Consider the following 8320-nt stretch of genomic DNA (forward strand, 5'->3'; position numbering starts at 1 on the left):
TTAATTATTATTTTGTTGTAAAATCTTAATATCCGAGATTCGGTCTGCAAAGAAACTACTTTTTTCTGGATATTTCAAAATTAATATCTCATAAGCTTGCATCGCTTTTTGGTATTTTTTTTGTTCTAAATATACTCTGGCCAAAGTTTCGGTCATTAAAGAGGAATTATCGTGCTTATTTGGTTCAAAATAAACTGGTAATGCTAGCCCTTTATTTATTGGTGAAATCTTCGGACTTGCTTCAATAAACTTGTCAATCAATTCTAATTTTTTCTTTTTTTCTTCATTTGTAAAGTAAGTTTTCGAATTATCGAGAACTTCTTTATCTCTTTCGATGGGTTGAATTCTGGAAAGTTGGAGCCATTCTTGAAACGAATGTTTTTCGTTTATAGAGAAGTCTAAAGGTTTACCAATGTCTAGTTTGTCAACCGCGATTTTCGTAGTTTGTTCAATTTCTGGTTGTGAAGCGCCTTTTATAGTGGTAAGAATGGATTGTTCCAAAGTGTTTGTTTTTGGCTCCAGCTTTATCTCAGGCTTGATTACTTCTATGTCAACCACATCAATGTCAAGAAGTTCGAGTATTTTTTTATCGTACAATCCTTTTTGGATGGCAACAAAAGTATCAGAAGTTATGAAATCGAATAAAACAGTTCTATCGGTAGTGTGTGCCGCGGTAACTTTTAAAGCATAATTATATTTGAAACTGTTTTGATTGTAGAGCCCTTTCAATCGCAAAGAACGCGCGCTTTGAAAAAAAGGAAAATCATCCAATACTTTCCCCAATGCATCTGTTTGCTTCTGGTTTATTGCTTCTGGTTTGTTAATTAAATAAGTATAATCGACTACGTTCATAATATTTATAATTTATGGTATTTGATATTAGAAATAGATTTTTTAGATCTAATATCAGAAATCGTATATTAGTTTACCATTTTGCTAGTGATTCATTAAATACATCCTGAGTTATTCTTTCAAAAATCACTTTTATTGCGCTACTCAGTGTCGATCCCGTGAGTTGTTGTGTGGCAGGGTAATCATAAAAAAAGTCGAATGTCTTTTCGAAGTTATCGGCCTCTTTGTTTTTATTGGTAAACCGGACATTCACCCGTATCGTCAACCTATTTTGAGCGGCTTTAAGATCTGCTGTGGCGGTCATCGGGCTTATTCTGTAATCTACAATTTCTCCTTCATAGGTCAAATCAGCACCGTTTTTAGCCAAATTTAAGTTAGTTTGATTCTGGATAAGATCCTGTAGAGTTAAAGTAAATGTTCTGTCGATTCCGGGCTCAGTTAATTGGGCATCGTTTTGAAAATAATTTACTTGAAAGGTTTTTGCGTCAATTTTTCCCGTTCCGGTAAAGTTGTAAACGGAACATCCGCTGAAGGTAAAAAGGATTACAATAACTAAGATATTTTTAATGTATTTCATTTTATTTTTTAAAAATTGCTTTGCCAGTTTGTTCAAAGAATTATTGAGACTCGTGTCAAAGATATTATTTTAAAGAAATTAATCTGTATTAATACGTGAAATCTGTTTTTTTTTAAAACTACAAATCAAATTGTTTTATTTTCCGATACAAAGTTCTTTCGGAAATGCCTAGTTCCTCAGCCGCAATTTTTCGCTTTCCTTTATTTTTTTCCAAGGATTTTTTAATCATTTCAACCTCTTTTTGTTCTAATTTCAATACTTCCTCTTCTTCAACACTTTCAGAAAATTGGTAATTGTCTTCTTGGTCTTCTTCGTATGTGTTTTCTTTGTTTTGAGTAGTAATTACAGCTGTTCTAGGTTCTTCCTCAAAATCTATTTCACTGTCATTTTCTTTTGAACCGTATATTTTTTTAATCAAATGTGAATTTGTTTCCTGCACATTTGAAGTTCCGTTCTGCATCAATTCTAAAGTGAGTTTTTTCAAATCGTGTAAGTCACTTTTCATATCAAAAAGAACTTTGTATAAAATTTCTCTTTCAGTGCTAAAATCATTTTTGCTTTTTTCATCTTTTATTACTGAAGGTAAATTGCTTCCTTCTTGGGGTAAATAAGATTGCAAAGTAGTCGCCGTAATATCTCGATCCGTCTCTAAAACCGAGATTTGTTCGGCCACATTTCGCAGTTGTCGAATGTTTCCACTCCAACGAAATTTTTGCAATAGTTGTACTGCATTATCGTCTAGTTTAATAGGAGGCATTTTGTACTTATGGGCAAAATCAGCAGCAAATTTTCTAAATAATAGATGAATATCGTCTTTTCGATCGCGCAAAGGAGGTAATGTAATGTCTACTGTGCTTAATCTATAATATAAGTCTTCCCGGAATTTCCCCTTTTCTATGGCATCAAATAAATTGACATTGGTTGCGGCTACAATTCGCACGTCTGTTTTTTGTACTTGTGAGGAACCTACTTTTAAAAACTCTCCGTTTTCTAGAATTCGTAACAATCGAACTTGTGTTGTCAAAGGCAATTCACCCACTTCGTCTAAAAAAATGGTTCCACCACTTGCGACTTCAAAATAACCTTCACGAGTGCTTGTCGCTCCTGTAAAAGATCCTTTTTCGTGACCAAAAAGCTCACTGTCAATCGTTCCTTCTGGAATTGCCCCACAGTTTACGGCGATGTATTTTCCGTGTTTTCTGTGCGAAAGCGTATGAATAATTTTCGGAATACTTTCTTTTCCGACACCACTTTCTCCAACTACTAGTACTGAAATATCAGTAGGAGCCACCTGAATGGCTTTTTCTATCGAGCGATTTAGTTTTGGGTCATTCCCTATAATCTCGAATCGTTGTTTTATTGATTGAACTGTTTCCATTTTGTTTTTGTTTCCATTTTGTTTTTGTTTAAAATTTCCTCGATAAAGGAAAACTTTAAACTTTTTTAATTCATTTCAGCCAAACCCACCGCAACTCCTTTCAAAGTTCCACTCGTGCAACTCGTAATTTTTACATTTACAAAATCACCTATTTTATAATTCTCTTTTGGAAAAACCACCGTAATACTTTGTGAATTTCTACCTGAAAATTCCTCAGTTGATTTTTTTGAAACTTTCTCAACCAAAACCTCTACGGTTTTTCCAATGAATTCTTCAGAACGAAACCAAGCGTGTTTTTGTTGTAAATCCACAATTTCTTGTAATCTTCGAGCTTTTATTTCTTCCGAAACATCATCTTCCATTTTTCGTCCTGCTAATGTTCCTGGGCGTTCCGAATACGAATACATATAACCAAAATTATATTTTACATAGTCCATCAAACTCAAAGTATCTTGATGATCTTGCTCCGTTTCTGTTGGAAAACCCGTAATCATATCTTGGGAAATCGAGCTATTCGGAATAATAGTTCTGATTTTATCAATCAAAGTCATATATTCTTCGCGAGTATGCAAACGATTCATTTCCTTTAAAATGCGATTGCTTCCAGACTGAACGGGAAGGTGAATGTGCTTGCAAATATTATCGTATTTCGCAATAATATGTAAAATACTTTCGTGCATATCTTGAGGATTGGATGTCGAAAACCGAATACGCATTTTTGGAAAACCAACGGCTACCATTTCTAATAATTGATCAAAATCTACCGCAGTTGCTTTTTGCATTTCGGTGGCGTTGATAAAATCTTTTTTCAAACCGCCGCCATACCAAAGAAAGCTATCCACATTCTGACCCAAAAGCGTAATTTCTTTATAACCTTTGTCCCATAAATCTTGAATTTCTTTCATAATACTTTGCGGCTCTCGGCTGCGTTCACGACCTCTCGTAAAAGGAACTACGCAAAAAGTGCACATGTTATCGCAACCTCTCGTAATTGAAACTAAAGCCGTAATTCCGTTGCTCATCAATCGAACGGGTGAAATATCGCCGTACGTTTCATCTTTCGACAAAATCACGTTAATTGCATCACGACCTTCCTCAACTTCGCTTAATAAATTCGGCAAATCCTTATATGCATCAGGTCCTACAACCAAATCCACGATTTTTTCTTCTTCCAAAAATTTGTCTTTCAATCGCTCTGCCATACAACCCAAAACGCCCACTTTCATCTTCGGATTAATCCGTTTCACCGCATTGTATTTTTCCAAACGTTTGCGAATAGTTTGTTCCGCCTTGTCCCGAATCGAGCAGGTATTTACCAAAACTAAATCCGCTTCTTCAAGGATTTGTGTGGTATTATATCCGTTTGACGATAGGATGGAAGCCACTATTTCGCTATCCGAAAAATTCATCGCACAGCCGTAACTTTCTATGAAAAGTTTCTTCGTATTCTGAGGTTTATGTTCTAAAACAAGACTTTCGCCTTGCTTGCTTTCTTCAATAATCTTTTCCATAGTCACTTTCAAAAGTGTGTTTAATAAGAATGCAAAGTTACAATTATTTGAATGAATATGACAAGATGTCAGCCGAAGAATTAACATTGTTTTATAACAAAAAAACCTTTTAGGGTTTAGTCCCTTAAAGGTTATGTAGATTTTAAATTAATTTGTAATTACTGTAAAACCAAATACAATCCAGCCGCCAATGCCGCTCCAATAATTGGCCCAACAATAGGAATCCAAGCGTAACTCCAATCGCTGCTTCCTTTTACAGGCAAAATTGCGTGCATAATTCGTGGGCCTAAATCCCTTGCAGGATTAATGGCATAGCCTGTCGTTCCGCCCAAAGACAATCCAAGTGCCCAAACCAAAATTGCCACTGGCAATGCTCCAATGGTGCCAAGACCAATTTTTGCCGTTGCATCAGCACTCAAAGTAAGTTCAGGGCCGGCGATATAAAATATCACGAAAATCAAGATAAATGTCCCAATGATTTCGCTGGTTAAATTGGAGAAAGTGTTTCTAATAGCTGGACCAGTACAAAAACAAGCGAGTTTTCCGCCTTCATCTTCGGTAATGGCAAAATGGTCTTTGTGAAACAACCAAACCAAAAACGAACCGATCATTGCGCCTATTAATTGGGCAAGAATATAAATCCCAACTTGGCTCCAAGCAAATTTTCCTGCAATCGCCAAAGCAATTGTGACAGCGGGATTTAAGTGTGCGCCGCTTACTGGCCCAGCAACTGTGACACCAACAAAAACGCCAAATGCCCAACCAGCTGTAATAACAATCCAACCTGAATTGTTTCCTTTTGTTCCTGATAAAACTACGTTGGCAACAACGCCGTTACCTAATAAAAGAAGAAGCATTGTGCCAATAATTTCTGCTATAAATGGAGTCATAATGATTTGCGATTTAAGATATTTGATTTTAGATTTTTGAAATTGCCATTGAAATCTATTCAATCCAATTTTTAGTTCTTCCTACTGCTTTTTCCCAGTTTTGAATTAATTCATCAACTGTTTCTTTGTCCATTTCTGGCGAAAATACACGGTCGATAGACCATTGTTCTTGTAAATCGTCAACGCTTTCCCAATAACCAACAGCCAATCCTGCCAAATAGGCTGCGCCAAGCGCGGTTGTTTCTAGTGTTTTTGGTCGGATAACTTTAAATCCAAAAATATCCGATTGAAATTGCATCAATAAATTATTGGCAACAGCACCACCATCAACGCGAAGTTCTTTTCCTTTTGTACCAGAATCGGCTTCCATCGCTTTAACCAAATCGTACACTTGGTAGGCAATTCCTTCTAAAGTTGCTCTTGCAATATGGGCGTTTGTTGTTCCTCTTGTAATTCCAAAAATAGCTCCTCGAGCATATTGATCCCAATACGGCGCGCCCATACCAGTTAAAGCAGGGACAAAATAAACACCGCCATTGTCGGGAACGCTTGCTGCTAATTCTTCTATTTCATCAGCAGAATTAATCATTTTTGCTCCATCACGCAACCATTGTACGGCTGCTCCACCAACAAAAACGCTTCCTTCTAGGGCATAAGTTGTTACGCCATTGATTTTCCAAGCAATTGTGGTGAGCAAATTGTTTTTGGAATAAACCGGTTTTTCGCCAGTATTCATCAGCATAAAACAACCGGTTCCATAGGTGTTTTTTACCATTCCAGGTTCGGTGCATAATTGTCCAAAAAGTGCTGCTTGCTGGTCTCCGGCAACTCCGGCAATGGGTATTTGTGTGGTAAATAGGGTAGGAGAAGTTTCTCCATATATTTCGCTACTTTGTTTCACTTCGGGCAACATTGCTTTTGGAATAGAAAACAATTGCAATAATTCATCATCCCATTCTAAAGTATGTATGTTCAATAACATCGTCCGGCTGGCATTCGAAACATCGGTCATAAATGATTTGCCGTTTGTTAGTTTCCAGATGAGCCAAGTGTCAACGGTTCCAAAACAGAGCTTTCCTTGTTCAGCTTTTTCGCGAGCACCTTTGACATTGTCTAAAATCCATTTTAATTTTGTCGCCGAAAAATAAGCGTCTAAAACTAAGCCTGTTTTTTGTTTAATTAAGTCAATATGCCCTTGCGCTTTTAATTCATCACAATATTTTGATGTTCTGCGGTCTTGCCAAACTATCGCGTTGTAAATAGGTTCGCCCGTTTCTTTGTCCCAAACAATGGTGGTTTCGCGTTGATTGGTAATGCCTATTGCGGCAATTTCTTTAAAAGTAATGCCAGTTTTTGCAATTACTTCTGCAACAACACTAATTTGCGAAGACCATATTTCGTTCGGATTGTGTTCGACCCAACCGGGTTTTGGGAAAATTTGTTCGAAATCTTTTTGGGATACATTTATAATTTCTCCTTTGTGGTTAAACAGAATTGCTCTGGAAGAAGTGGTGCCTTGGTCAAGGGCTAAGATTAATTTGTTTTGCATAGATTGGTTAGTTTTATACTTTATTATACTCGGAATTCCTTTAAAAGAAATCCATTAGCAAGTGTTTTAAATTGAGCAATTTGATTTTGTTTCCAAGTTTCATCATGTCCTAATTCTTTAGATATTAACACACCTACTTTTTCGCAAGAATCTATTGCTGCTAGGGCATCCAAAAATAATAGTCGCACGCGTCTTGCCAAAACATCTTCAATCGTTCTCGCCATTTCATAACGGATTGCCCAAGCTACTTCGGACATGGTATAGTTGTAATTTGGATGTAATTTTTCTTTTAACTCCGGTTCGTTTTCTTGTAATTTCAAAATCCCATCAATATCAGTTCCATAAATATAAAGGTGATTTTCTCGGTCTAATGTAGTGGTTATTTTGTTACCATGAATAGAAATGTGTTCTGTTTTGCATTTTGACTTGGGTAAATTATGTACTGTAATAGCTTTGTCTACAATGTCTTCGGCAATTTTTCGGTAGGTGGTCCATTTTCCTCCTGTAATCGTAATCAATCCGGTTTCGGAAACAATGATTTTGTGAGTTCTAGAAACTTCTTTGGTGCTTTGCCCTTTTTCTTCGGGTGCAGCCAATGGTCTTAATCCAGCAAAAACAGAAAGCACATCGGATCTTGTTGGTTTTTTGGACAGAAATCTTTGGGCGGTTTCTAGTACAAATTGGATTTCTTTTTCTAAAGCTATGGGTTCTAAACTATGGCTTTTTATCAAAGTATCGGTAGTTCCTACCACGACTTTATCATGCCAAGGAACAACAAATAGTACTCTTCCGTCACTTGTTTTTGGAATCATTAATGCGTTTTCGCTTGGTAAAAATGATTTGTCAAAAACCAAATGAATTCCTTGACTCGGAACAATGTATTTCTTATATACTTTGTCATTCATTTTCATAATCGAATTAGTAAAAATACCTGTAGCGTTAATAACTGCCTTTCCTTTTACTTCATGTTTTTCACCCGATTCCTGATCTTCTACAATAACACCAATGACTTGATGATTTTTGTCTTTTAAAAGATGAATTACTTTGGTGTAATTTAAAATACAAGCTCCATTTTCGATAGCTGTTTGTGCTAAATTAATTGCCATTCTGGAATCGTCAAATTGACCATCGTGGTAAATAACTCCACTTCGCAGGCCTTTTTCTTCGACAGTAGGAAGTAATTCTATGGTTTTTTTCTTCGAAATATATTTAGATTTACCTAAACTTAATCGCCCAGCTAGTATGTCATAAATGGTAAGACCTATGGTGTAAAAATAACCTCCCCACCAATTATAATTTGGAATAACAAAAGATTGGTTTCGAACTAAATGCTTAGCGTTTTGTTCCATTAGACCACGTTCTTTTAACGCTTCTATAACCAAGGAAATATTGCCTTGTTCCAAATAGCGCACACCTCCGTGGACTAATTTTGTGCTTCGGCTAGAAGTTCCTTTGGCAAAATCCATTGCTTCAACTAAAATTGTTTTGTAACCTCTGCTTGCCGAATCTACGGCAGTTCCTAATCCAGAAGCGCCACCACCAATTATGATTACATCCCAATTT

General features: G+C 36.3%; 7 protein-coding genes. All 7 read right to left on the reverse strand.

Translation table 11 applies throughout. The annotated features are described in order from the left end of the window. On the reverse strand, window positions 1-852 hold the full coding sequence (locus tag AABM59_RS02935) for a tetratricopeptide repeat protein (RefSeq protein WP_338407475.1): 852 nt from the start codon (window positions 850-852) through the stop codon (window positions 1-3). A 73-nt stretch (window positions 853-925) separates the two neighbouring features. Further along, window positions 926-1429, reverse strand: coding sequence for an LptE family protein (locus tag AABM59_RS02940; RefSeq protein WP_338407476.1), 504 nt, complete (start codon window positions 1427-1429; stop codon window positions 926-928). Between the two features lie 118 nt (window positions 1430-1547). Continuing rightward, window positions 1548-2807, reverse strand: coding sequence for a sigma-54 dependent transcriptional regulator (locus AABM59_RS02945; protein ID WP_338407477.1), 1260 nt, complete (start codon window positions 2805-2807; stop codon window positions 1548-1550). A 65-nt stretch (window positions 2808-2872) separates the two neighbouring features. After that, window positions 2873-4318, reverse strand: coding sequence for a tRNA (N6-isopentenyl adenosine(37)-C2)-methylthiotransferase MiaB (gene miaB / locus AABM59_RS02950; protein WP_338407478.1), 1446 nt, complete (start codon window positions 4316-4318; stop codon window positions 2873-2875). Window positions 4319-4476: 158 nt separating this feature from the next. Next, on the reverse strand, window positions 4477-5208 hold the full coding sequence (locus AABM59_RS02955; RefSeq protein ID WP_338407479.1) for an MIP/aquaporin family protein: 732 nt from the start codon (window positions 5206-5208) through the stop codon (window positions 4477-4479). A 55-nt stretch (window positions 5209-5263) separates the two neighbouring features. After that, the gene (glpK, locus tag AABM59_RS02960; RefSeq protein WP_338407480.1) at window positions 5264-6757 is read right to left on the reverse strand and encodes a glycerol kinase GlpK; all 1494 of its coding nucleotides are present in this window, start codon (window positions 6755-6757) and stop codon (window positions 5264-5266) included. Window positions 6758-6780: 23 nt separating this feature from the next. Next, on the reverse strand, window positions 6781-8320 hold a 1540-nt coding region (locus tag AABM59_RS02965), incomplete at its 5' end, for a glycerol-3-phosphate dehydrogenase/oxidase (protein WP_338407481.1).

The sequence above is a fragment of the uncultured Flavobacterium sp. genome (genome assembly GCF_963925185.1).
GTDB lineage: Bacteria > Bacteroidota > Bacteroidia > Flavobacteriales > Flavobacteriaceae > Flavobacterium.

Excerpts from the sequence above, each read along its gene's own strand:
- AABM59_RS02945 (WP_338407477.1), bottom strand. The coding sequence starts at position 2,807 with ATGGAAACAGTTCAATCAATAAAACAACGATTCGAGATTATAGGGAAT.
- AABM59_RS02955 (WP_338407479.1), bottom strand. The coding sequence starts at position 5,208 with ATGACTCCATTTATAGCAGAAATTATTGGCACAATGCTTCTTCTTTTA.
- AABM59_RS02940 (WP_338407476.1), bottom strand. The coding sequence starts at position 1,429 with ATGAAATACATTAAAAATATCTTAGTTATTGTAATCCTTTTTACCTTC.
- AABM59_RS02935 (WP_338407475.1), bottom strand. The coding sequence starts at position 852 with ATGAACGTAGTCGATTATACTTATTTAATTAACAAACCAGAAGCAATA.
- glpK (WP_338407480.1), bottom strand. The coding sequence starts at position 6,757 with ATGCAAAACAAATTAATCTTAGCCCTTGACCAAGGCACCACTTCTTCC.
- miaB (WP_338407478.1), bottom strand. The coding sequence starts at position 4,318 with ATGGAAAAGATTATTGAAGAAAGCAAGCAAGGCGAAAGTCTTGTTTTA.